The organism is Arthrobacter sp. G.S.26 (assembly GCF_050847375.1).
Taxonomy (GTDB): Bacteria; Actinomycetota; Actinomycetes; order Actinomycetales; family Micrococcaceae; genus Arthrobacter.
The window spans coordinates 2,203,542-2,226,921 of the sequence record NZ_CP193752.1 but is presented as its reverse complement, the minus strand read 5'-3'; the positions used below and the strand labels follow the sequence as shown (position 1 = coordinate 2,226,921).

Genomic DNA, 23,380 nt, shown 5'->3' with positions numbered 1-23,380 from the left:
GCCGCCCTGGACCATCCGCCGAATCCGGGGGTGTCCTCTTATGGTCCTGCGACCTTTATCTGCTGCGGAACGCGCTGACGCACTTCACAAGGCGGCAGCCGCCAGGGCTACCCGGGCGGACGCCAAGGAGAGCCTGAAGAACGGCAAGCGCTCCGCGGCGGACATCATCAGTTCGGCGGGGGAGGACGACGCCCTGGCCAGGATGCGCGTGTCCGAACTGCTCGAATCGCTGCCCGGCATCGGAAAGGTCCGTGCCGCCGCCATCATGGAGCAGCTCGGCATTGCCGCGTCCCGGCGGGTCCGGGGCCTCGGCGTGCACCAGCGCCAGGCGCTGGTAGATTTTATAGACGAGAGTTAGCGGGCCGCATCCGGCCGCATCCCCACCCCCGGCAAAAGGAATACGTGCACAAGTTACCTGGACTGACAGTCCTCGCTGGTCCGACGGCTGTTGGCAAAGGCACCGTGTCCACCTACATCCGCGACAACTACCCCGAAGTGTGGCTGTCAGTGTCCGCCACCACCAGGGCGCCCCGCCCGGGCGAGGTTGACGGGGTGCACTACTTCTTCAAATCCAAGGACGAGTTCGAACGGCTCATTGCAGAGGGTGAATTCCTTGAGTGGGCGGTGGTGCACGGGCAGAACACGTACGGCACGCTGAAGAGCACGGTGAACCAGGCCATCGCCGACGGCAAGTCGGTCCTCCTGGAGATCGACCTGCAGGGCGCGCGCCAGGTCAAGGAGGCCCTCCCGGAGGCGCAGTTCGTCTTCCTGGCCCCGCCCAGCTGGGAAGAACTGGTCCGCCGGCTTGTGGGCCGCGGCACGGAATCCGCCGAGGAGCAGCAGCGACGGCTGGAAACCGGTAAAGTGGAACTTGCTGCTGAACCGGAGTTCGACCACACAGTCATCAATGATGACGTCCGCCGGGCAGCGGACGAGCTTGTTTCACTCATGGGGCTGACCCCGCATCCACACTGACCGCTTCGTCAGCCCGCTAGTAATTTGGAGAATTCGTGTCCACGAACCTTGAAGGCATCATCAACCCGCCGATCGATTCGCTGCTTGAGGCAGCCGATTCCAAGTACGGCCTGGTGATCTTCGGTGCCAAGCGTGCTCGCCAGATCAACGCTTACTACGCCCAGCTGCACGAGGGCCTCTTCGAGTACGTTGGCCCGCTGGTCGACACCAAGTTGAACGAAAAGTCCCTCTCGATCGCGCTCCGCGAGATCAACGAAGGCAAACTGGTGTCCACACCGATCGAAGCCGCAGAGTAGTCCTGCAGCCGAGCCTGACTTGCTGTTGACGGAGGTCACGTGCGCATAGTCCTCGGAGTCGGGGGAGGGATTGCCGCCTACAAGGTGGCATCGCTCCTCCGGCTTTTTACTGAAGCCGGCCATCACGTCACGGTGATCCCCACCGAGGCGTCCACCCGGTTTGTCGGCACTGCCACTTGGGAAGCCCTCTCCGGCAACCCGGTGAGCAACAGCGTGTTCGACGACGTCCACCAGGTCAACCACGTCCGGTTGGGCCACGAGGCGGACCTCGTTGTGGTGGCCCCGGCCACCGCGGACCTTCTCTCCAAAGCGGCAGCCGGCCAGGCCGGTGACCTGCTCACCAACACGCTGCTGATGGCCTCCGGGCCCGTGCTCTTCGCCCCCGCCATGCACACCGAGATGTGGCAGCACGCCGCAACCCGCGCCAACGTGGAAACCCTGCGCAGCAGGGGAGTGGCGGTCCTGGAACCCGCCAGCGGCAGGCTGACAGGCTCCGACTCCGGACCCGGCCGCCTGCCCGAGCCCGAAGACATCTTCGCCGCCGCGATGGCCCTGATGCACGGCGACACCGACATCGCGCTGCCGCTGGCCGGCCGCACCGTCACCATCAGCGCCGGCGGCACCCGGGAACCCCTGGATCCGGTCCGGTTCCTGGGCAACCGGTCCTCCGGCAAGCAGGGCGTGGCCCTCGCCGTGGCCGCCCGGAACGCCGGCGCCACAGTCCGGCTGCTCGCCGCCCACATGGAAGTCCCTGCGCCCCCCGGCGTCGAAACGGTGTCCGTGGAGACTGCCCTGCAGCTTCGCGAAGCCGCCCTTGCCGCCGCAGCCGATTCCGACGTCGTGATCATGTCCGCCGCCGTGGCCGACTTCCGGCCGGCGGAAATCTCCGGCACCAAAATCAAAAAGCGGGACGACACCGCCGACCCCGTCATCAGCTTGGTCCGCAATCCGGACATCCTCCAGGAGCTGGTGGAGCTCCGGAACCAGGGCCCGGAGCGCGAACACCAGCTTATTGTCGGTTTCGCCGCCGAAACCGGGGATGAACAGGGCGGTGTGCTGGCTTACGCCCAGGCCAAACTGCGACGCAAAGGCTGCGACCTTCTGGTGGTCAACCACGTGGGCGCGGACAAGGTTTTTGGCCAGGACACCAACGCCGTGGTCATCCTGTCCCGCTCCGGCTCCGAACCACAGGAGGCCGCCGGAACCAAGACCGAGGTTGCGGCGGCAGTCATCCGCAGGATCGGCTGTGAACTGAACCACGTACCGCACCGCGCCTGACGTGATCCGGGCCACCCCCGCTTAGCGCGGGGTCATGTCCCGGCGGGCGCGCCGCCTCCAACCAGTAAGGTAGTTGAGTGACTTTACCGCTGCACCTTCCCCAGACCTCCCGGGCTACGCCCGCCGCCCTCCGGCTCTTCACCTCAGAGTCCGTGACGGAAGGCCACCCGGACAAGATCTGTGACCAGATCAGTGACGCCATCCTGGACGCATTGCTGTCCAAGGACCCTGAATCCAGGGTTGCCGTGGAAACCATGGCCACCACCGGCCTGGTCCACGTGGCAGGCGAGGTCACCACCGACGCATACGTCGAGATTCCCCAAATCGTCCGGGAGACCATCCTCGGCATCGGCTATGACTCTTCAGCGAACGGGTTCGACGGTGCCCGGTGCGGAGTGTCCGTCTCCATCGGCCAGCAGTCCAACGACATCGCCGGCGGCGTCTTCAACTCCCTGGAAGCCCGGGAAGGCCGCCAGGAGGATGACTACGACCTTCAGGGCGCCGGCGACCAGGGCCTGATGTTTGGCTACGCCAGCGACGAGACCCCCTCCTTTATGCCCACCCCCATTTGGTTGGCCCACCGCCTCTCCGAACGGCTCACCCAGGTGCGCAAGTCCGGCGAACTGGCCTACCTGCGCCCGGACGGCAAGACCCAGGTCACCGTGGGATACGACGGCGATGTGCCCGTGTCCGTCGAAACGGTGGTCATCTCCAGCCAGCACGCCGAAGGCACCAGCCTCGCGCAGCTGCGCGCGGACCTTGCCTCGATCGTGATCGAACCCGTCCTGGCCGGCGCCAACCTGGACATCTCCCGCGCCGCGAACATCCTTAACCCGGCAGGCGAGTTCGTCATCGGCGGCCCGGTGGGCGACGCCGGCCTGACCGGCCGGAAGATCATCGTTGACACATACGGCGGCATGGCCCGCCACGGCGGCGGCGCGTTCTCGGGCAAGGACCCGTCCAAGGTGGACCGGTCCGCCGCGTACGCCATGCGCTGGGTGGCTAAAAACGTGGTGGCCGCCGGCCTGGCAAAGCGCGCGGAAATCCAGATCGCCTACGCCATCGGCCAGGCCCGGCCCGTTGGCACCTACGTGGAAACCTTCGGCACCGAGACTGTCGATCCTGCCCGGATCAGCGCCGCGATAGCCGAGATCTTCGACCTGCGGCCCCGGGCCATCATCGACGCCCTGGACCTGAAGCGGCCCATCTACGCCAAGACCGCAGCGCACGGCCACTTCGGCCGCGACGATCCGGACTTCACCTGGGAACGCCTCGACCGCGTGGACGACCTCAAGGCCTACTTCAACGCCTAGGGTCCGCAGCCGCCGGGCTCCCGGCCGATTGTCGGTGCCTGGTGATTGGCTGGACCCATCCACCACCAGGCCGATCGGAGGTAGCCGCAGTGGTTGCTGACACCCCCGCCCAACCGGCACTGGAGCTTCCGGGCGCCCTGCAGCCCACACTGCTGCAGGGTTTCCCGGCCAAGCGGCTGCCCACCGGCGTACCCCTGGCACGGGAGCTGCCGGTGGCCAGGGTGCTGGTGGAATCGACGCTGCCGCACCTGGACCGGCCCTTCGACTACGCCGTCCCGGAATCCCTCGACCAGGCCGCCCAACCAGGCGTGCGGGTCAAGGTCAGCTTCAACGGCCAGGACCTCAGCGGTTTCCTCCTGGAACGCACGGCGGAGTCGGACGCCGGCCACACGCTTGTGCCGCTGGCCAAAGTCGTGTCACCGGTCCCGGTCCTCACCCCGGCCATCCGCGACCTGGTGAACGCCGTCGCAGCCCGTTACGCCGGCACTGTCAGCGACGTCATCCGCGTGGCCATTCCGCCGCGGTTGGCCAAACTGGATAAGGACTACCCGCTAACCGAATCCGGGGCGGAGCAGGATCCGCCCGCAGCTGCGCCGGATGCCGGCTCCGCCTGGGATACCTACCACAACGGGCCCGCCTACCTGCGGCACCTGGGCCAGGGCGGTTCCCCCCGGGCCGTGCTCCATCCGCTGCAGGGCTATGGCGCCGCGGGCTGGCCGCAGCTGATGGCCGAGGCCATCGCCGCCACCCACGCAGCGGGCAGGGGAGCCGTGGTGGTGGTCCCCGATTACCGCGACCTGGACCGCCTCGAGGCCGCAGTCCTGGCGCTTATACCGGCCAAAGCAGTGGCCCGGCTGACTGCCGATGACGGGCCCACCCCCCGCTACCGGAATTTCCTGCGCCTGCTCGCCGGAACCGCCACGGTGGCCATCGGCACCAGGTCCGCTGCGTTTGCCCCGGTCCGCAACCTGGGGCTTGTTGCCTGCTGGGACGACGGCGACGACCTCCACATCGAACAGCGCGCACCCTACGCCCATGCCCGCGAGGTCCTGCTGCTGCGCGCCGAACAGGAGGGCACCGCGTGCCTTCTGGCAGGGCACGCCCGAAGCACCGAGGTCCAGCGCCTGGTGGCTGCAGGGTGGGCCTTCCCGGTGGAATCGGGCCGCACCGAGATGCGGCGCACGGTACCGCGGGTGGTGAATACCGCCGACAGCTTTGAGCAGGAGCGCGACCCCCTTGCCTCCATCGCACGGCTTCCCGGCGCAGCCTGGCGTGCCGCGAAGGACGGGTTGGAGCGCGGCCCCGTGCTGGTGCAGGTGGCCCGGGCCGGCTACGCGCCGTCGCTGGCCTGTGAAACCTGCCGGGAGCCGGCGCGCTGCGGAACCTGCCAGGGCCCCCTGGCGATCGCCGGGGCGGGGTCGGCCATGGCCCAATGCCGCTGGTGCTCCACGCCCGCCCCGGACTGGCGTTGCACGCACTGCGGTGGCCGGCATTTGCGCAAGGGCGCCACCGGGGTGCTGCGGACCGCCGAGGAACTGGGCCGTGCCTTTCCCGGCAAAACAGTTATCACCTCATCCGGCGACCAGGTGAAGGCCGCCGTAGGCTCCGGGAAGGCGCTGGTGGTGGCCACGGTTGGCGCCGAACCTGTGGCCGAGGGCGGCTACGCGGCCGCGCTGCTGCTGGACGGCGACTCGCTGCTGCGCCGGGAAAGCCTCCGCGCCGGCGAGGACACCGTGCGGCGCTGGTTCAACGCTGCCGCACTGGTCCGCCCCGCAGCGGACGGCGGCCTGGTGGTGGTCACCGCTGCAGACACCACGGCGGTGGGCGCCCTGCTGCGCTGGGATCCGGCCGGCCACGCCTACCGGGAACTGGCCCTGCGGACCGAACTGCAGCTGCCGCCGTCCGTCCGGGTCGCCTCCGTGACGGGGCCGCGCGCCGCCGTCGACCATTTCACCGGCACTGTGGCCGCGGCACTCGACACGGCAGGAACAACACTGCGGACCGCCGGGCCGGCGCCGGTGCTCCTCAACGGGCCGGCATCGGCACGCCGGCCGGCTGAGGACGTGCGGACACTGCTCTTCTTCTCCTATGCCCAGGCCGCGGGCGTGGTCCGCGTACTCCGGGCCACCCGGGCCGCGGCCGCCGCGAAGCGCACCGTGGAACCGGTGCAGCTGCGGCTGGACGGCGTGGACGTCCTCTAGAGCTGCCGCCGGCGGACAATTCCCTGGGCGACGGCCACCAGCTGGCGGGCCGAGTCCTCCCAGCTGAACTGGGCGGCCCTGGCCACGGAGCGGCGGGACACCTGTTCCCAGTGCTCCCGGTCCGCCAGGTCCGCCACCGCCGCGGCGAACCCGACGGGCGAGGCCGGATCCACGTACGCCGCAACGTCCCCGCCCACTTCTCGGAAAATGGGAATGTCACTGGCAATCACCGGCGTGCCCACGGCCATGGCCTCCACCAGCGGCAGGCCATATCCCTCAGCCCGGGACAGGCTGACCAGCGCCGTGGCCTTCCGGAGCAGCGCGTCGTACTCCGCATCGGTCACCCCGTTGTGGAACACCACCTGCGCGCCCGCAGGAACCAGGCGTTCCAGCTCCGCCCGCCGGGCGGGTGTGATCCTGCTGAGCAGGTGCAGCGTGAACCCGGACAGGCCGGCCATGCCCGCCACCATGGTTTCCACGTTTTTGTAAGGCATGAACGAGCCCATGTACACCAGTGAGTGGTCCGCGCCGGCAGCGGCGTCGCGGGGCACCTGGTCCGGCTGGGGTGCGTTGCTGATGATTTCCACCGGACGCTTGGTCAAGCGGTACTTTGCCATCAGCGCCTCGGTGGTCCGGCTGATGGTGGCCACCGTGTCCGCGCGGTCCAGCAGCAGCCGCTGCGGCCAGAACGCCTTGTGGTAAAGCCGCCACAGCACCCGGACAGGGGCCGGCAGGAATCCGGGCGGGGCGGGGTGCTCGTAGTAGATCAGGTCGTGCAGGGTCAGCACCAGGCCGTACTTCCGGCCCCACGTGCCCATGGTCTGCATCGGGCAGACCACCACGTCAGCGCCGAGCCTGTTGACCTGGCGTGCCACGAACAGCTCTTTTGGCGATAACGGGCTGCTGATCAGGGTGTACGGCACGTCCGGCAGCAGGGCCAGCTGCCGTGGATCGGACACCAGCATCTCGACGTCGGCGATCCTGGCGGTCGCCGCGATCAGGCTGGCACCGTAGCGGCTGATGCCGTCGTGGTGGTCGGTGCGGGTGAACCGGGCATCGATGACGATCTTCACGCGGGATGGTCCTTCAGGAAGCTGCGGATGTGGTGGGCGGCCGGTTCCGGCGTTTCGTAGTGGATCAGGTGTCCGACGCCGGGAATCACCTTCAGCTCGCCGTCCGGCAGCTGCGCCAGGAGGGTGTGCTGGTCAGGCAGGGCGGCGATCTCATCCTTTTCGCCGGCGATCAGCAGGACGGGCAGGGTAAGCCGGGCTGCCACCTCGGTGACGTTGCCGCTGACGGACGCCGTGAACGATTCGAGCAGGCTGTCCCGGTCGGCGAAGGCGCTGAAATAGGCATGGTGCTGGCCGTGGATGAACCCCCGCAGTCCCGGGTCCCTGGTCTTTGCCATGGCCTCGCTCATGATCCGGACAATCAACGGGCTGCGGAGCAGGGCAAGCCCTGCGCGGCGGGGGAGGCGGGCCGCGAGCCGGTAATACAGCACGGCCAGCCGCGTCATGACACCCTTGGGCCCTTCCAGCGCGGGTGCGGCGATCGGATTGACCAGGATCAGCGGAGTGACGGTGCCGGGGTTGGCTGCCACGAAGTGCGCGGCGATGATGGAACCGAAGGAATGGCCCAGCAGCACGGTCTCCGGCCCCAGTCCCAGTTCCGCCATGAACCCGGTGATGAAGCGGCCGTAGTGCGCCACGGAGTGGTCGCCGTCGGCGAAAGCGGCCGAGCTGCCGAAGCCGGGGAGGTCCGGCATGATGATCCGCATGTCCGGTAGGAGATCGGCCACGCGCAGCAGGCCGTGGTGGTCGCCGCGGAAGCCGTGGATGACCAGCATGGTCCTGGTTTCCGGGGCCGCGTGCTGCGGTTCGTAGGTCCAGTAAGCCACCGGAGCCCCCGCCAGCTGGACCACGCCGGCCGTCGTCCGCGCGGCCAGTCCTGCGCTGAGGTAGGTGGGTGCGCCCGGGTCTGCATTCTGCATAAGTGCTGGTCCTAGTTGACGGTGTCGGGGTGGGAGCCGGTGCGCTGGCTCCGGTCGAGGCCTGCGAGCGCGGCCATGTCCGCCGCGGACAGGTCAAAGCCGAAAACATCCAGGTTTTCGCGGAGGCGCGGTTCTGAGGATGCCTTGGGGATGGCGATGTTGCCCAGTTGCATGTGCCAGCGGAGGATTACCTGCGCGGGCGTCCGGTGGTGGGCGGCCGCAATGCCGGCGATGCCGGGATCCGTGAGGACCTGGCCGCGGCCCAGCGGACTCCACGCCTCGGTCCGGATCCCCAGGGTGGCGTGGTTGGCCCGGAGCTCCTCCTGCTGCAGCCAGGGGTGCAGTTCGACCTGGTTGACGGCGGGGACCACCTCTGCGGTTTCCAGGAGCCGGTCCAGGTGGGCGGGCTGGAAGTTGCTGACGCCGATCGCGCGGACCCTGCCTTCCCGGTAGAGGGTTTCCAGGGCGCGGTAGGTCTCCCGGTACAGGTCCTTGGCCGGGCACGGCCAGTGGATCAGGTACAGGTCGATGTAGTCCAGGCCCAGGTTGACCATGGACGTGTCGAAGGCCCGCAGGGCGGCGTCGTAGCCATGGTGGTCGTTCCAGAGCTTGGTGGTGATGAACAGGTCCCCGCGGGCCAGGGAGTTGCTGAGCTCGCCGGAACCGCCGCTGCTTGCCGGACCGCCCAGCAGGGGCGACAGCCCGCGGGCCACGCCGGTCTCGTTGCCGTACATGGCTGCCGTGTCGAAGTGCCGGTAGCCGGCATCCAGGGCTGCTGCCACGAGATCCGCGGTCGCTGCCGCCGGAACCTTGTAGAGCCCGAAACCGAGCTGGTCAATCAGCACGCCGTTGTTCAGGCCAAGCCGGGGTGAGGTTCTCATGTCCACGACTCTACCCACTTGCCGCCGCGAGCCCCTCAAAGTCCACCAGCCGCCGCGCAGTGGCCTCGTCCAGGATGAGGTCCGTGGCCAGGCCTGCTGTGAGTGCGCCGCGGAGGCCGTTGATCTTCGATTCCCCGGAGACCACGCAGATCCTCCGCCGGACCTGCCTCAGCTGTGCCAGGGAGGGGCCGGTGGAACGCTCGTTGAGCACAATGCCGTCCGAGGAGCCGTCGCCGCGGAAAAACACCGTTGCAACGTCGCCCACCACGTCCGAGGTGGCCAGGATATTCAGGTCGCTTTCGTCCAGGTAACCGCCGGCGTAGACGTGGCTGGGGTAGTCGGCGTCCACGGAACCGACACCGAAAATGGCGATGCTCATCTTGGCCTGCAGTTCGAGGATCCGCTGCACGCTGCGCTCATTCCACATGGCCGTTTTGGTTCCGGCGTGGTCGAAGAACGCGGGCACCGGGAACTGCTCCACCCGTGCACCGTAGGCACTGCCGAAGCGGCGCATGATGTCGCTGGCGTACGTGATTCCCGTGGTGTGCATGTTGCCCGCGCCGTTCAGCTGGACGATCACGCTGTCGTGCGTGATCTTCCGGGTGAGGTGCCTGCTGACGGCGCTCAGGGTGGAGCCCCAGGCCACGCCGATGATGGCGTTCGAGTCCACGATGGGCCCGATGGTCCGGGCCGCCTGCATCGCCACCCGGTCAAGGGTTTCGGCCTCGTTGAGCGTTTCCAGGACCGGAACCACGTGCACGTCCACGTTGTAGTGGCGGCGGATCATGCCTTCCAGCTCGGGTCCGGTGTCCAGGGGATTGCGGATCTGGATCTGCACCAGGCCTGAGTCCCGGGCAGAGGAAAGCAGCCGGGAAACGGTGGAGCGGGACGTCCTGAGCTCGCGGGCGATGGCATCCATTGTGAGGTCCTGGAGGTAATACATCTGCGCAGCCCGAAGCGCGTCGGAATGCCGGGAGGGGTCCATTGCAGGTCCGTTCTGCACGTTTGTGCATAGAGCTTGACGCCATTTTCCATTATTCAAAAGAATAGTTGTAAAGGCGGCAGACCTCCGGGCGGCCGCACCGCACCAAGCCCAAGGGAGTCGTTTTGGGACCGAAGGAAACACCCGCAGAACCAGCAGCCGCGGCACCGCAGCCGGGCGTTGAACGCACCTCAGTGCACAACCTCCGCCGGCGGCCGCACGCCAAGGTGCTGGTGGTGGGCGGCGGCATCAACGGTGTGGGAACGTTCCGCGACCTGGCGCTGCAGGGCGTGGACGTTGCGCTCGTGGAACGCGGCGACTACTGCCAGGGCGCCAGCGGAGCCTCCTCGCACATGATCCACGGCGGCATCCGCTACCTGGAAAACGGTGAGTTCCGGCTGGTCCAGGAGTCGGTGGTGGAACGCAACCGGCTGCTCCGCATTGCCCACCACTACGTGAAGCCGCTGCAGACCACCATTCCCATCTTCAGCACGTTCTCCGGCATCCTGTCCGCACCGGCCCGGTTCCTGACCCACAAGCAGGGCAAGCCCAAGGAACGCGGCGCGTTCCTCATCAAAGTGGGCCTGAGCCTCTACGATTCCTTCTCCCGCGACGGCGGCACCGTTCCCCGGCACCAGTTCCGCGGCCGGAAGCGTGCCCTGGCCGAGCTGCCCCGCCTGCGGCAGGACGTCAAGTACGCGGCCACCTACTTCGATGCCTCGGTGCACAACCCCGAACGGCTCACCCTCGACGTCCTCCAGGACGGCGAAAAAGCCGGCCAGTCCGGCTCCGCCGCGGCCCAGGGCGACACCGCCCGGGCCAGCAACTACCTGTCCCTGGTATCAACGACGGAGCAGCCCAACGCCGGCACCGGCCGCGGCAGCACGGTCCGGCTCCGCGACGAACTGACGGGGGAGGAGTTCGACTTCACCGCCGACGTCATCGTCAACACCACCGGCGCCTGGGTGGATCAGACCAACGGGGCCATGGGATCGGCGTCGACCTTTATGGGCGGCACCAAGGGCTCGCACATTGTGCTGGACCATCCCGCCCTGCTGGACGCCTGCCAGGGCCGGGAAATCTTCTTCGAGCACACCGACGGCCGGATCGTTCTGATCTACCCCATGGGCGACCGCGTCCTGGTGGGCACCACCGACGTGGACGCGGACATGGCACAGGACGCCGTCTGCACCGACGAGGAGATCGACTACTTCTTCGAACTGGTGGGCCACGTCTTCCCGGACATCCCCGTCTCGCGGGAGCAGATTGTCTACACCTTCTCCGGCGTCCGCCCGCTGCCCCGGCACGATGCAACCCAGCCCGGCTTCGTCTCCCGCGATTACCGGATTGAACGCCGCGGCCCCGGTGCCGGCGCCCCACAGGCGGCGCCCGTCCTCAGCCTGGTGGGCGGCAAATGGACCACGTTCCGGGCCCTGGCCGAGCACCTCACCAACGATGTCCTGGCCGAACTGGGCGAGCAGCGCAAGGTGTCGACGGCGCAACTGGCCATCGGCGGCGGCGCCGGCTTCCCTGCCGACGAGGCCGGGGTGCAGGCCTGGATCAAGGCGCACATGACAGCAGACCGGGACGCTGACCGCACGGCGGGGCTCCTGACCCGCTACGGCACCCGCGCCGAAGCCGTCATGGAGTTCCTTGACGCCGCGCCGGACCGTGCCCTGCACTCCACCCGCGAACTGAGTGTCCGGGAACTGGAGTTCATGGCCGCCAACGAGCAGGTGGGCCACCTCGTGGACATCCTGGTCCGCCGCACCTCCCTGGCATTCCGGGGCCTGGTGACCGGCGAACTGCTCAATGAAATGGCCGATGTCCTGGGCGCCCCGCTGCACTGGGATGCCGCCGCCAGGGCCGCCGAAGTGCGGCACGCCCAAGAGGTGCTGCAGCGGTTCCACCGCGTGGAAATCCACAGCCTGGTCGCCTGAGGCCGAACTGACCGCCGGGGCGGCAAACCGCCCCGGCCCAACGGCCCCCAACCCGCAGGGGCCAACAACAGAGATAATAGGAGTCAAAGATGTCTCTTGGAATTGTGTTCCTTTCCGAGCTCTTCGGAACGGCGATGGTCACCCTCCTGGGTTGTGGCGTCGTCGCAAACGTCGCCCTTCGGGGGACGAAAGGAAATAACGGCGGGTTCCTGATGGTCACCTGGGGCTGGGGAATTGCAGTCTTCGCCGGTGTGTTTGTCGCCGCCAAGTCCGGCGCGCACCTGAACCCGGCCGTCACCCTGGGCAAGCTCACCAACGGCGGCGCCACCTACGCCCCGGACGTTCCCATTTCGTTCGCCTCCACGGTGACCTACCTGGGCGCCGAACTGCTGGGTGCCTTCATCGGCGCCGTGGTCTGCTGGCTCGCCTATAAGCAGCACTTCGACGCCGAACCCGAGCCCGCAGCAAAGCTTGGTGTGTTTTCCACGGGCCCCGCGATCCGGGCCACCCCGTGGAACCTGGCCACGGAAATCATCGCCACCTTCGTCCTGGTCTTCGTGATCCTCGCCTTTGGCGGGACCCCCTCAGGCCTTGGCCCCCTCGCCGTGGCGCTGCTCGTCGTCGGCATCGGCATCTCCCTCGGCGGCCCCACCGGCTACGCCATCAACCCGGCCCGTGACCTCGGTCCCCGCATCGCCCACGCCCTGCTCCCCATCAAAGGCAAGGGTTCCAGCGACTGGAGCTACGCCTGGATCCCGGTGGCAGGCCCCCTGGCGGGCGGGGCCCTGGCCGGCCTCGTGGCCAAGATTGTGCCGATCATTTTTATCGCCGCTGCCTGACCTGACCCACGGGCGCTTCAGCCCAACCGCTCCACCAGCCATGAACCGTCACTCACTGACAAGACAAGGACGTCACCATGAACCAGTACGTAATCGCCATCGACCAGGGCACCACCAGCACGCGCGCCATCATTTTTGACCACAGCGGGGCGATCGTCTCCTCCGGCCAGATGGAACACGAGCAGATCTTCCCGCAGGCCGGGTGGGTGGAACACAACGCTGCCGAAATCTGGAACAACACCCGGGAGGTCATTGCCTCCGCCCTGTCCAAGGCGAACCTGACCCGCCACGACATCGCCGCCGTCGGGATCACCAACCAGCGCGAAACCGCCGTCGTGTGGGACAAAACCACCGGCGAGCCCGTGTACAACGCCATCGTCTGGCAGGACACCCGCACGCAGGACATCGTCGATGAACTTTCCAAGGACGGCGGCGGGGACCGGTTCAAGCCAAAAGTCGGCCTGCCCCTGGCCACGTACTTCTCCGGCACCAAAATCAAGTGGATCCTGGACAACGTGGCCGGCGCCCGCGAAAAGGCCGAGGCCGGCGACCTGGTGTTCGGCAACACCGATGCCTGGGTCCTGTGGAACCTCACCGGCGGCGTTGACGGCGGCGTCCACGTCACGGACGTCACCAACGCCTCCCGCACCCTGTTTATGGACCTCGAAACCCTTCAGTGGGACGAGGAAATCCTCGGCATCTTCGGCGTCCCGCTCAGCATGATGCCCGAGATCCGCTCCTCCTCCGAGGTCTACGGCCAGGTCCACGGCTCCCAGCTGCTCCGCGAAACGCCCGTCGCCGGTATCCTGGGCGACCAGCAGGCCGCCACGTTCGGGCAGGCAGCGTTCCAGACCGGCGAAGCCAAAAACACCTACGGCACCGGCTGCTTCCTCATCTTCAACACCGGTGAGGAAATCGTCCACTCCAAAAACGGCCTGCTCACCACGGTCGGCTACAAGCTTGGCGACGCTGCGCCGCACTACGCCCTGGAAGGCTCCATCGCCGTCACCGGTTCACTGATCCAGTGGCTGCGCGACAATCTCGGCCTGATCAGCAGCGCACCGGAGGTGGAAACGCTTGCCGCCGCCGTCGAGGACAACGGCGGCGTGTACATCGTCCCGGCCTTCTCCGGCCTCTTCGCCCCCTACTGGCGCTCCGATGCCCGCGGCGCCATTGTGGGGCTCACCCGGTACGTCAACAAAAACCACATCGCCCGGGCCGCGCTGGAATCCACGGCGTTCCAGACCCGCGAGGTCCTCGACGCAGTCAACGCCGACTCCGGCGTGCCGCTGACCGAACTGAAGGTCGACGGCGGCATGGTCGCCAACGATGCCCTGATGCAGTTCCAGGCGGACATCCTCGGCGTTCCCGTCATCCGGCCCAAGGTCGTGGAAACCACAGCCCTGGGCGCCGCGTACGCTGCGGGCCTCGCCGTGGACTTCTGGAAGGACCTCGGCGAGCTGTCTGCCAACTGGTCCGAAGACAAGCGGTGGGAACCCCAGCTGGACCAGGCCGAGCAGGACCGCCAGCTGCGGCTCTGGAAGAAAGCCGTCACCAAGTCCATGGACTGGGTCGACGAGGACGTGAAGTAGCTCCGGCTTAGCTGATGCCTTCCCTGTTAAGGGGGCCCCGCCCGCTTCGCGGACGCCCGAAGCCGCTCCCGGGCCCCCTTAACAGGGAAGGCATGCCCGGGCCGGTACATTCAGCCGCCCGTAGCGACTTACGCTAAAGTGGATTCATGCGTGCGATCCTCTTGCTTAGTCAGCCGCCGGGTGTCCGAAACATCGGATAGCTGAGCGGCAGCCCCTCCATGGAGAGGGGCTTTTGTGTGTCCGGGGTACTTTCCGGGCCGGCAGCAGGAGGATCAGGCCGTTATGGCAGTACAGATGCCGTGACAGAACAGAAGAGGGCAGCAGTGGGCGTTCAGCCGGAGACCAAGACCGGAACAGCAGCATCAGCAGCGGAGGCGCCCGAAGAAGGCGCCTACAGCTTTACCGCCATGGAGGCCAGATGGCCCAAGGTGTGGGATGACCTCCAGGTCTTCACACCTGTGGATGACGGCTCGAAGGAACGCCGCTACGTGCTGGACATGTTCCCGTACCCGTCCGGCGACCTGCACATGGGCCACGCTGAAGCGTTCGCCATGGGTGATGTGGTGGCCCGTTACCTCCGCCAGCAGGGCTTCGACGTGCTGCACCCCATCGGCTGGGACTCCTTCGGCCTGCCCGCGGAAAACGCGGCCATCAAGCGCAACGCCCACCCCAGCGAGTGGACCTACGCCAACATCGACACCCAGGCTGCGTCCTTCAAGCGGTACGCAATTTCCGCTGACTGGTCCCGCCGCCTGCATACCTCGGACCCCGGCTACTACCGCTGGACCCAGTGGCTGTTCAAACGCTTCTACCAGCGTGGACTGGCCTACCGCAAGGATTCCCCGGTCAACTGGTGCCCCAAGGACCAGACGGTGCTGGCCAACGAACAGGTGGTCAACGGCGCCTGCGAACGCTGCGGCACCATCGTCACCAAGAAGTCGTTGAACCAGTGGTACTTCAAGATCACCGACTATGCCGACCGGCTGCTCGATGACATGGAGCAGCTCCGCGGCCACTGGCCCGAGCGGGTCCTGGCCATGCAGAAAAACTGGATCGGCCGCTCCGAAGGAGCCCACGTCACGTTCGTGATCGAGGCCGACGGCGAAAAGCCCGCCAAGGACGTCACGGTCTTCACCACGCGCCCGGACACCCTGTACGGGGCAACGTTCTTTGTGGTGGCCGCTGACGCGCCGATCGCCGTCGAACTCGTCACCGCAGGACACGCCGACGCCCTGGACGCCTACCGCGAACAGGTCAAAGCACTCTCCGACATCGAACGCCAGTCCACGGAACGGGACAAAACCGGCGTCTTCACCGGCCGCTACGCCATCAACCCGCTCAACGGCGAGAAGCTGCCCGTCTGGGCCGCCGACTATGTCCTGGCGGACTACGGCACCGGTGCCATCATGGCCGTCCCCGCCCACGACCAGCGCGACCTCGACTTTGCCCGGACCTTCGACCTGCCCGTGCGGACCGTCCTGGATACCGGCGAGGAGGGCCCCTCCGTGTCCGGTACCGCAACGGCAGGGGAGGGCACCCTGGTCAACTCCGGCGAACTGGACGGCCTGCCCAAGGCTGAGGCGATCCCCGCCGCGATCGCCATGCTGGAGCGCCAGGGTACCGGTGAGAAGTTCGTGAACTTCAGGCTGCGCGACTGGCTGCTGAGCCGGCAGCGGTTCTGGGGCACCCCCATCCCCATCATCCACTGCCCGTCCTGCGGCGAAGTCCCGGTCCCGGACGACCAACTGCCCGTAACACTGCCCGCTGACCTGCGCGGCGAGGATCTGTCCCCAAAGGGCACCTCCCCGCTGGCCGCCGCCGAAGCGTGGGTCAACGTTGACTGCCCCTCCTGCCACGGCCCGGCAAAGCGCGATACGGACACCATGGATACGTTTGTGGACTCGTCCTGGTACTTCCTCCGGTTTGTGTCCCCGGACTTCACCGAGGGCCCGTTTGATCCGGCGAAGATCAACGACTGGATGCCGGTGGGGCAGTACGTGGGCGGCGTTGAGCACGCCATCCTGCACCTGCTGTACGCCCGGTTCTTCACCAAGGTCATCAACGACCTCGGCCTGATCGAAGCCAACGAGCCGTTCAGTGCGCTCCTGAACCAGGGGCAGGTGCTTAACGGCGGCAAAGCCATGAGCAAGTCCCTGGGCAACGGTGTGGACCTCGGCGAGCAGCTGGACAAGTACGGTGTTGACGCCGTCCGCCTGACCATGGTGTTCGCCTCCCCGCCCGAGGACGACGTGGACTGGGCCGATGTTTCCCCGTCCGGGTCCGCCAAGTTCCTGGCCCGGGCCTGGCGCCTGGCCCAGGACGTCACCAGCGGAGCGGGCACCGATGCCGCATCAGGTGACCGGGCCCTGCGCTCCGTGACCCACAGGACCATCGCGGACGCTGCGGAACTGCTGGACGCCAACAAGTTCAACGTGGTGGTGGCCAAGCTGATGGAACTGGTCAATGCCACCCGCAAGGCCATCGACTCCGGCGCCGGCGGCGCTGACCCGGCCGTCCGGGAAGCCACCGAGGCCGTTGCTGTGATCCTCAGCCTCTTCGCCCCTTACACGGCCGAGGACATGTGGAACGTCCTGGGGCACCCCGCCTCGGTCGCGAACGCCGGCTGGCCCGAACATGATCCGGCCCTCTTGGTCCAGGACACGGTCACGGCAGTCGTCCAGGTCCAGGGGAAGGTCCGTGACCGCCTCGAGGTGTCCCCGGACGTCTCCGAAGACGAGCTGCGTGAACTGGCGCTGGCATCGGACAACGTCCAGCGTGCCCTCGACGGCCGCGGCATCCGCACCGTAATCGTCCGGGCCCCTAAACTGGTCAACATCGTCCCGGCCTGACCGGGAACCGGCCGCCCTTCCCGGGCGGCCGGCCACCAGACCAGGAGGCCCCCTTGCCCGAGAGCAATCCGGTTGCGTGGCCCTGGTTCCGGGCGCGCCTGGCGGGACTTCGCCCGGCGCCCCGGCCCGCACCGGTCGCCCCCGGGGCGCCGCGGGTGCGGACCGCCGTCGTCACTGACTCTGCAGCCGCGTTGCCGGTGGACTGGGCGGCCACCAACGCCCCGGACGGCGCCCTCACGGTCATTCCCATGCCGGTCATGGTTGGCGCTGATATCTATGGCGAGGGTGAAGACGACATCCTCGAAACCATCGCCCTTGCCCTGGCCGCCGGAAAAGCCGTCAAAACGTCCCGGCCTTCACCCGGACAATTCGAACAGGCGTACCGCACGGCCGAGCGGCTCGGATTCGAGTCGGTGGTCTCGATCCATCTCTCAGGTGACCTGTCCGGCACCGCTGATGCGGCCCGGCTTGCGGCCACCAGGGTGCAGATCCCCGTGGAGGTAGTGGACTCCCGGACGGTGGGCATGGCGCAGGGCATCGCCGTCCAGGCCGCTGTCCACGCCGCGTCTGCGGGGGCGGAGGCTGCCGCGGTAGCGGCAGCAGCAGCCGACCAGGCCGGCCGGACGTCTGTCCGCTTCTATGTCCCCAGCCTTGAGCAACTGCGCCGGGGCGGCCGCATCGGCGCCGCGGCGTCCCTGGTGGGGACCATGCTGGCCATCAAACCGCTCCTGGCCGTGGACGGCGGGAAGATCGTGCCGCTGGAGAAGGTCCGCTCGGCTGCAAGGGCCGTGGCCCGGCTGGAGGAACTGGTCGCGGCCGAAGTTGCGGCGCACCCACTGCCGGTGCCACGGCTGGCGCTGCACCACTTCGGCAATCCCGCCGAAGCCGAGGCACTGGCTGAGCGGCTTGCCGTGGCCTTGCCGCAGTGCGCCCCGGCGCAGATCAGCTCACTGCCTGCTGTGCTTGCCGCGCATGCGGGGTTGGGCGTTCTTGCCGTTATTGTGGCGCATGACGCACCTGGCGATCAATCCGGTGGATCCTGGCCCACTGGAGCGGGGTTACCACTGTCGCTTTGAACGAAGGGGCAGAGCCGGGATGACCCAAATGCCCTTGGTATTGCTTTTGGTACTGCGTGATTTACCTTGCCTGCAGGAGAATATCCCGGTGGCTGATTCCAGGCAGTATCGTTCGTAAGCCGGTCACGGCCGGACCCTTTCCTGCCGCAGTGTCCACATAGGATCACGGCCCCCTGTTGCCGGGCGGGCCGGCTTCCTAGCGTGGAACCATGTCAGGCCGGGAATCTCGTGCAGCGCGCCCGCCGGCGCGCCACGCGCCGGCCCGGCTGGAAGCCACCGTGGGAAAGTCTCCGGGGCTGCTGGCCGATGTGGCAGGGGACCCGTTCGAATACCGGAACGCCGGTTCTGCCGGTGGGAAAGAAAACGCGGAAGTGCCCTCGGCCGGCGGCCTGCGGGGCGCGAGGCTCCGGTGGCGGCTTGGCCTGCGCCTGGCTGTGCTGCTCGGAGTCCTTTCGCTCCTAGCCGGTGCCTGGTTTTGGTGGCTTGCGGCTGCCGGGCAGCCCGGGATCCTTCCGCTGGGAGCGGAGTCGGCGGCAGGACCCAGCCCTGCCGCAGACGGCGGGGATCCGGACCGGGAAAACACGCCGGACGCCGGTCCGGAACCGTCAGTGCCCGGCGCCGCGGCAGCTGTGGACGTTGTGGTGCACGTGGCCGGGGCCGTTGGCCGGCCGGGAGTTGTCCGGTTGCCCGCCGGCAGCCGGGTCCAGGACGCAGTCACCGCGGCAGGCGGAAGCGTGCCCGGCGCGGATCTGGACCTGCTCAACCTGGCGCTGGTCCTGGTGGACGGGCAGAAAATCCTGGTGCCGGTGGCGGGGGAGCCGTTGCCGGCCGCCGGTGGCGGCGCCGGCGGGGACAGCGGCCTACCCGACGGCCCGGCCCCGCCCGTCCTGAAGGTCAACCTGAACACGGCGAACGCCGAAACGCTGGCGACGCTGCCCAAGGTGGGTCCTGTACTGGCGCAGCGGATCGTGCTGTGGCGCAAGGAGCACAGGCCGTTCAGGACCACGGCGGAACTCGATGCCGTGGACGGTGTAGGACCCAAGCTGCTCGAGGCGCTTCTGCCTTTGGTCACGGTCTGACATGCGGCCGCGGATCCATCGGGGGTGCCCGTGACCGGCACTGGCCGGTCCGGCCGTAAAAGCCCGTGGAGCCGGTATGTGGACTCGGCGGTCCAGGGACCGCGGCCCGCGCCGGACGGTAGCCAGGTCGGGAGGCCCGGTGCCGTGTCCACCTCGGCACGCCAGCGCCGTTACGACGCCTTCCTGGACCTCCGCCGGCGGGTACTGCCGGCAGCAGCGGCGGCGTCGCTGGATGACGGCAAGGCAAAGCCTGCCGGCCCCGGCACCCGGAGGCGGACCGATCTCCGGCTGGTGCTCCCCGCACTGGCCGCTTGGGGCGCAGCAGTCGCGGGGCTCTGGCTGCCGCCGCTGGCCCTCGGTTTCGCGTGTTGCCTGCTGCTCGCAGCCTCGGCTGCGCTCCTGGCCGGCCACCGTTACGGTCGGCGCACCGTGCGCCCGGTGGGGCGTGGCGGCCGTTCGTTCCCCGCCACCGCCGCCGTCGCGCTGGCCCTGGCCGCCACCGTTGCCGCCCACGCGGCGGTGGCTGCGGGCCAACGCACTGACGGTCCGCTGGCTGACGCGGTCGCTGCCGGAAAGTCGGTGGTGGCGTTGGTGGAAGTGGCGGCAACGCCCAAAGCCCTCAACCTGGCGGGCCATTCTTCCGGGCCCCAGCGATGGGCGGTGCCCGTCTGGACGGTGGAGATCAGCACCGGCGGGGTCCTCGTGCGCACCAGGGCGCAACTGCTGGTGATGGGCGGCGGGGCCTGGGGAGCCGCAGTACCGGGTCAGCAGCTACGGGCCGCAGGCAAACTCCGCGCGCCGGATCCGGGAAGTCTGGAAACCGGCATCCTTGCTGCTTCCGCAGCACCCGCCACCATGTCCGACGGGGCCGGGCTGAACGCAGCGGCCGCGGACCTGCGGGCCCGCTTTGTGGCTGCCTGCCGGTTCCTGGGCCCGGATGCCAGCGGGCTGCTGCCGGGCCTGGTCACCGGCGATACCAGTGCCCTGGACGAAGACCTCATGGTTGCCATGAAATCGGTGGGCATGACCCACCTGACCGCAGTATCCGGGGCGAATTGCAGCCTGGTCCTGGGCGGACTGCTGCTGGCGGCCCGAAGGTTCCGGCTGCCGCGGGTGCCGGCGGCCGGCGTCGCGCTTGGAGGCCTTGGATTGTTTGTGGTGCTGGTGGGCCCGGAGGCAAGCGTCCTCCGCGCGGCCGTGATGGGCGGCGTTGCCGTGGCAGCGCTGGCCTGTGGGCGGTCCGGGCGCGGCCTGAGCTTCCTGTGCCTGGCCGTGATCGGGCTGCTACTGGTTGATCCAGGGCTGGGCGGCAGTTTCGGGTTCCTCCTGTCCGTCCTGGCAACGTTGGGCATCATTGTGCTGGGCAGGCGGCTCATTGAATGGACGCCCGCGGCAGTTCCGCGCTGGATGGCCGCTGCTGTTGCGGTGCCGCTGTCCGCCCAACTGCTGTGCGGTCCGGTCACGGTCCTGCTTCAGCCCGGATTTTCGACGTACTCGCTCCTGGCCAACGTGCTGGCCGCCCCACTGGTGGCGCCGGTGACGCTGCTGGGGACTGCGGCGGTTCCGATGCTGGCGGTGGCGGAGTGGTGGGCTGTTCCCCTTATTGCCGGTGCCGGCTTGTTCAGCGCAGGCGTGGCCGCCATTGCACGCCTCGCGGCCGCGCTGCCTGCGGCCACGGTGCCGTGGGCCGAGGGGATCCCCGGCGTGCTGTCCATGGCCCTGCTCTCCGGCCTGACCTTCGGAGCTGTGTGGGCCTCAGTCCGGCCGCGCAGGACGTCGCGTAAGATCCTGGCCTGCCACCGGCACACCGAACGGCTGCTGGCACAACTGGAAACGTGGGGACGGAATGGCCCGGCCCGCTTCCCCGGGCGCCGCCGCTTGGCCGGACGGCAAGGACATGGCAGGCTTGGAAACTCCACAAAACTCTCCGGAAGGAACCCCCGATGGCCGCTGCGCAAAAACGGGCACCCAGCTCACCGGCAGCCAACATGGCCACGTGGCGGGACGTAAGCCCTGCCGCGATCGTGCTGGTAGGCGGGCCTGAGGAGTACCTGGGGATCCGTGCCATGGACAGGGTCCGGGCGCAGGTCCGCGCGGCTTCCCCGGATGTGGAAGTGAGCCGCATCAACGCTGCAGCCTATGAACCAGGCACCCTGCTGATGCAGGTCAGCCCCTCGCTCTTCGGCGAGAGCAAGCTCATCGAGGTCGAAGCCGTTGAGTCCATGAATGAAGCGTTCCTGACCGATGCCCTGGCCTATCTTGGCAGGCCGGAGGAGGACGCGGTCCTGGTGCTCAGGCACGGTGGGGGAGCGCGCGGCAAAAAGCTGCTGGACGCCATCCGGAAGGGTGGCTGGCCCGTGGTGGACTGCCAGCCCCTGAAGAAGGACGCTGAAAAAGCCGCTTTTGTTGTCTCGGAGTTCAAGGCGGGCGGCCGCCGGATAGAGCAGGAAGCAGTCCAGGCGCTGGTCAACGCAGTGGGGGCCAGCCTTTCCGAGCTTGCCGCGGCCTGCAGCCAGCTGATTGCGGACGCCGGCACCACCGTGACCTCGGAGCTGGTGGACCGCTACTACGGCGGACGCATCGAGGCCACCGCCTTCAAGGTGGCCGACGCCGCCATGGCCGGGAACGGACCACTCGCGCTGTCCACCCTTCGGCACGCCCTCGCCACCGGCGCGGATCCCGTCCCGTTGGTTGCCGCGCTTGCTGCAAAGCTGCGGACCGTGGCACGCGTGGCCGGGGCGTCAGGCTCGTCGGCCCAGATCGCCGCCGAACTGGGCATGCAGCCCTGGCTGGTGGAACAGGCCCAGCGGGATGTCCGGCGCTGGACCCCGGACGGCCTGGTCCGGTCCATTCAGGCCACAGCCGAGGCCGACGCCCAGGTGAAGGGACTGTCCAGGGATCCCGTTTATGCCGTGGAGCACGCCGTGACGGTTATCGCCATGTCGGTCCAGGGCCGCTGACCCTTCAGCGAGGAACGGCCCAGCACGTTAAAGATGTGTGGCCGGCACCTTACGGTACCGGCCACAACCATCAGTTCAGTGAACTGGAAACCTTACAGTGCGTTGACCTTCTTGGAGATCGCCGACTTGCGGTTCGCTGCGTTGTTCTTGTGCAGAACACCCTTGCTGACAGCCTTGTCCAGCTTGCGGCTGGCAGTGGCCAGGGCAGCAGCAGCTGCATCCTTATCGGTGGAATCAACGGCGGTGTTGACGGCGCGGATGGCCGTCTTCAGCTCGGACTTGACTGCGTTGTTGCGCAGGCGTGCCTTCTCGTTGGTGAGGATGCGCTTCTTCTGGGACTTGATATTCGCCACGTGTGAACTCTCTTTTTAATGCGGAAATGGTCTAGAGGGCTTTCAGATTGGCCATTGACTGAGCGGCGTGGGGATACCTATGGCGGCCAACCATCTGTGGCCGTCGACCTGCACGGACACACAGCTATAAAGAATAGCAGGTCAGCTGCCGGGCTGGCCATTTGACGGTCAGGTCCAGCCGTGTCGCTTCCGCAGCCCGGCGGCCACCTTCTCGAAGCGGGCACGGTCCAGAACGGCGCCCTCGCGGCGGATCGCGTCCGGCCGGATCTGCAGGACCCTGTCCAGGAGTGCTTCGCTGGGCCTGCCCTGCGTGTCCCATGGCCCGGCTCCCAAGTCGATGTAAACCCCGTCGGAGCGGGATGCAGGAACGTGGTCCTTGCTGGTGAGCATCAGGCCCAGGAGGTATGCGCCGCTGTTGCCCACCAGCAGGACGGGGCGGTCCTTCCCCCGGCTGTAGTCCTCCTCATACGGAACCCACGCCCACACCACCTCGCCCGGGTCCGGATCACCGTCCGGGGCGGGGGAATACCGGACGGTGCTGCGGCCGCGGAAGTCGCCCGGGTAGCCGGCGGTTCCGGACTGCTGCGTTCCGGACTGTGCAGTCCCCGCACGCGGGGCAGGGCGCCGTATCGGGGGAGCGGGGGGTTGCCGGCGCGTGCCGGACGGTGGGACCGCGCCGGCCTTCTGCAGGATCCGGAGGCCCGTGCGGACGGCGTTCACCACGGTTCGAAGATTGATAGCCATTCCGCAACACTAGCGCCGGGCGCCGGGCCCGG

20 protein-coding genes are annotated in these 23,380 nt (G+C 68.0%); 14 read left to right on the top strand and 6 right to left on the bottom strand.

Going from position 1 to position 23,380, the window contains the following annotated elements; translation table 11 throughout:
* The first annotated feature begins 40 nt into the window (after positions 1-40).
* From mihF to ACRB8A_RS10075, 6 genes are all read left to right on the top strand, one after another.
* Positions 41-358 (top strand): integration host factor, actinobacterial type, encoded by a 318-nt coding sequence (mihF, locus tag ACRB8A_RS10100; protein WP_050684669.1) that lies wholly within the window; start codon positions 41-43, stop codon positions 356-358.
* Between the two features lie 44 nt (positions 359-402).
* A complete protein-coding gene (gene gmk, locus ACRB8A_RS10095; protein WP_050684670.1) occupies positions 403-975 on the top strand; it encodes a guanylate kinase in 573 nt (190 codons plus the stop codon).
* Between the two features lie 35 nt (positions 976-1,010).
* Complete coding sequence (gene rpoZ / locus ACRB8A_RS10090) at positions 1,011-1,271, top strand: DNA-directed RNA polymerase subunit omega (RefSeq protein WP_003800778.1); 261 nt, start codon at positions 1,011-1,013, stop codon at positions 1,269-1,271.
* A 39-nt stretch (positions 1,272-1,310) separates the two neighbouring features.
* A complete protein-coding gene (coaBC, locus tag ACRB8A_RS10085; RefSeq protein WP_285240332.1) occupies positions 1,311-2,549 on the top strand; it encodes a bifunctional phosphopantothenoylcysteine decarboxylase/phosphopantothenate--cysteine ligase CoaBC in 1,239 nt (412 codons plus the stop codon).
* Between the two features lie 77 nt (positions 2,550-2,626).
* Positions 2,627-3,862: a methionine adenosyltransferase gene (gene metK, locus ACRB8A_RS10080; RefSeq protein WP_050684672.1), complete on the top strand. Its 1,236-nt coding sequence runs from the start codon at positions 2,627-2,629 to the stop codon at positions 3,860-3,862.
* 89 nt (positions 3,863-3,951) lie between these two features.
* Positions 3,952-6,063 carry a primosomal protein N' gene (locus tag ACRB8A_RS10075; protein WP_432244616.1) on the top strand — a complete coding sequence of 704 codons (2,112 nt, stop codon included), beginning with the start codon at positions 3,952-3,954 and terminating at the stop codon, positions 6,061-6,063.
* Here ACRB8A_RS10075 and ACRB8A_RS10070 read toward each other — a convergent pair.
* Genes ACRB8A_RS10070 through ACRB8A_RS10055 form a run of 4 tightly spaced genes read right to left on the bottom strand, consistent with a single transcriptional unit; the run spans position 6,060 to position 9,919 of the window.
* Positions 6,060-7,136 (bottom strand): glycosyltransferase family 4 protein, encoded by a 1,077-nt coding sequence (locus tag ACRB8A_RS10070; protein ID WP_432244615.1) that lies wholly within the window; start codon positions 7,134-7,136, stop codon positions 6,060-6,062. The genes ACRB8A_RS10075 and ACRB8A_RS10070 overlap by 4 nt on opposite strands.
* The gene (locus ACRB8A_RS10065) at positions 7,133-8,053 is read right to left on the bottom strand and encodes an alpha/beta fold hydrolase (RefSeq protein ID WP_432244614.1); all 921 of its coding nucleotides are present in this window, start codon (positions 8,051-8,053) and stop codon (positions 7,133-7,135) included. Before ACRB8A_RS10065 ends, ACRB8A_RS10070 begins: the two co-directional genes overlap by 4 nt.
* Before the next feature lie 11 nt (positions 8,054-8,064).
* Positions 8,065-8,934: an aldo/keto reductase gene (locus ACRB8A_RS10060; protein WP_432244613.1), complete on the bottom strand. Its 870-nt coding sequence runs from the start codon at positions 8,932-8,934 to the stop codon at positions 8,065-8,067.
* A 10-nt stretch (positions 8,935-8,944) separates the two neighbouring features.
* Entirely contained in the window at positions 8,945-9,919 is a 975-nt protein-coding gene (locus ACRB8A_RS10055; protein WP_050684677.1) for a sugar-binding transcriptional regulator, read from the bottom strand.
* A 122-nt stretch (positions 9,920-10,041) separates the two neighbouring features.
* On the opposite strand from ACRB8A_RS10055, the gene ACRB8A_RS10050 reads away from it, so the two are divergent.
* From ACRB8A_RS10050 to holA, 8 genes are all read left to right on the top strand, one after another.
* Positions 10,042-11,856, top strand: a complete 1,815-nt coding sequence (locus ACRB8A_RS10050) for a glycerol-3-phosphate dehydrogenase/oxidase (protein ID WP_432244612.1) — start codon at positions 10,042-10,044, stop codon at positions 11,854-11,856.
* Between the two features lie 89 nt (positions 11,857-11,945).
* Positions 11,946-12,695 (top strand): MIP/aquaporin family protein, encoded by a 750-nt coding sequence (locus ACRB8A_RS10045; protein ID WP_050684679.1) that lies wholly within the window; start codon positions 11,946-11,948, stop codon positions 12,693-12,695.
* A gap of 77 nt (positions 12,696-12,772) precedes the next feature.
* Complete coding sequence (gene glpK / locus ACRB8A_RS10040) at positions 12,773-14,287, top strand: glycerol kinase GlpK (protein ID WP_050684680.1); 1,515 nt, start codon at positions 12,773-12,775, stop codon at positions 14,285-14,287.
* A 323-nt stretch (positions 14,288-14,610) separates the two neighbouring features.
* On the top strand, positions 14,611-17,136 hold the full coding sequence (gene leuS / locus ACRB8A_RS10035) for a leucine--tRNA ligase (RefSeq protein WP_432246032.1): 2,526 nt from the start codon (positions 14,611-14,613) through the stop codon (positions 17,134-17,136).
* A 53-nt stretch (positions 17,137-17,189) separates the two neighbouring features.
* On the top strand, positions 17,190-18,212 hold the full coding sequence (locus ACRB8A_RS10030; RefSeq protein WP_050684682.1) for a DegV family protein: 1,023 nt from the start codon (positions 17,190-17,192) through the stop codon (positions 18,210-18,212).
* 209 nt (positions 18,213-18,421) lie between these two features.
* Positions 18,422-19,291, top strand: coding sequence for a ComEA family DNA-binding protein (locus tag ACRB8A_RS10025; RefSeq protein WP_432244611.1), 870 nt, complete (start codon positions 18,422-18,424; stop codon positions 19,289-19,291).
* Between the two features lie 144 nt (positions 19,292-19,435).
* Positions 19,436-21,301 carry a ComEC/Rec2 family competence protein gene (locus ACRB8A_RS10020; protein WP_432244610.1) on the top strand — a complete coding sequence of 622 codons (1,866 nt, stop codon included), beginning with the start codon at positions 19,436-19,438 and terminating at the stop codon, positions 21,299-21,301.
* Complete coding sequence (gene holA, locus ACRB8A_RS10015) at positions 21,235-22,251, top strand: DNA polymerase III subunit delta (RefSeq protein ID WP_432244609.1); 1,017 nt, start codon at positions 21,235-21,237, stop codon at positions 22,249-22,251. Before ACRB8A_RS10020 ends, holA begins: the two co-directional genes overlap by 67 nt.
* A gap of 92 nt (positions 22,252-22,343) precedes the next feature.
* Here holA and rpsT read toward each other — a convergent pair whose 3' ends face one another.
* Positions 22,344-22,604 carry a 30S ribosomal protein S20 gene (rpsT, locus tag ACRB8A_RS10010; RefSeq protein ID WP_050684685.1) on the bottom strand — a complete coding sequence of 87 codons (261 nt, stop codon included), beginning with the start codon at positions 22,602-22,604 and terminating at the stop codon, positions 22,344-22,346.
* A 168-nt stretch (positions 22,605-22,772) separates the two neighbouring features.
* Positions 22,773-23,348, bottom strand: a complete 576-nt coding sequence (locus ACRB8A_RS10005; RefSeq protein WP_432244608.1) for a type II toxin-antitoxin system PemK/MazF family toxin — start codon at positions 23,346-23,348, stop codon at positions 22,773-22,775.
* Between the last annotated feature and the right edge of the window lie 32 nt (positions 23,349-23,380).